The following is a 1,057-nucleotide window of genomic DNA, read 5'->3' on the forward strand; positions in this document are numbered from 1 at the left end:
GGCAGGCACCGCACCGCCGAGGGTGCTGGCGAACTGGGAATAGGTCTGGGCGGCGGCGGTGTCACCGGCGGGCGCGTTGGCGCCGACCTGATAGCCGAACACCGAGGCACCGAGTATCTGGACGATGGCCCCACTGGTGAGGGTCAGTTGCGCGGCGTTGCCGTAGAAGCTGCTGGCGCTGATCGTCGTGCCGTCGACGAGCTGGATGACGTTGTTGCCTTCGGTGTCGGTGATCTTGGCGGTGACGGAACCGGACAGCGTATTGGGGCTGATGACGTAGGTGTCGTTGCCGCCGCCGCCCAGATAGTTGTTGCCGGCGGACGGAATGAAAAAGTCGTTGCCCAGGGTGCCGGGAACGGTGTATGAGGGGGCGGGCGTGGTGTCGGCGGCGGTGGTGAAGTCGTAGGTGCTGGTGCCGACGTAACTGTTGCCCGCCAGGTCCTTGATCGTTCCGGCGGCGAGGGTGACGTAATAGTCGGTGCCGTCTGCCAGCGTGCTGGTCGGGTCGATGGTCAGCGTACTGCCGGAGATCGTCAGCCGGTTGCTGGTCGCCGGATCGAAGGTTTCGACGGTAGCGCCGGCGGCAGTCTTGAGAAGAATGCTGCCGGTGCCGCCGGCGATGGGTTCGCTGAAGCTCAGCACGATATTGCTGCTGGTGGCCACTCCGGTGGCGCCGTCGCTTGGACTGAAAGTAGTGACGGTCGGGGCGGTGGTGTCGGCGGCGGTGGTGAAGTCGTAGGTGCTGGTGCCGGCGTAACTGTTGCCCGCCAGGTCCTTGATCGTTCCGGCGGCGAGGGTAACGTAATAGTCGGTGCCGTCTGCCAGCGTGCTGCTCGGGTCGATGGTCAGCGTACTGCCGGAGATCGTCAGCCGGTTGCTGGTCGCCGGGTCGAAGGTTTCGACGGTAGCGCCGGCGGCAGTCTTGAGAAGAATGCTGCCGGTGCCGCCGGCGATGGGTTCGCTGAAACTCAGCACGATGTTGCTGCTGGTGGCGACTCCGGTGGCGCCGTCGCTCGGGCTGAAGGTAGTGACGGTCGGGGCGGTGGTGTCGGCGGCG

General features: G+C 65.8%; 1 protein-coding gene. It reads right to left on the minus strand.

Annotated elements, in window-relative coordinates; all coding sequences use genetic code 11:
- A partial coding sequence (locus ACCAA_RS04905; protein ID WP_186406118.1) for an Ig-like domain-containing domain occupies positions 1–1,057 on the minus strand: 1,057 nt, incomplete at both ends.

It is taken from the genome of Candidatus Accumulibacter aalborgensis, assembly GCF_900089955.1.
Classification (GTDB): domain Bacteria; phylum Pseudomonadota; class Gammaproteobacteria; order Burkholderiales; family Rhodocyclaceae; genus Accumulibacter; species Accumulibacter aalborgensis.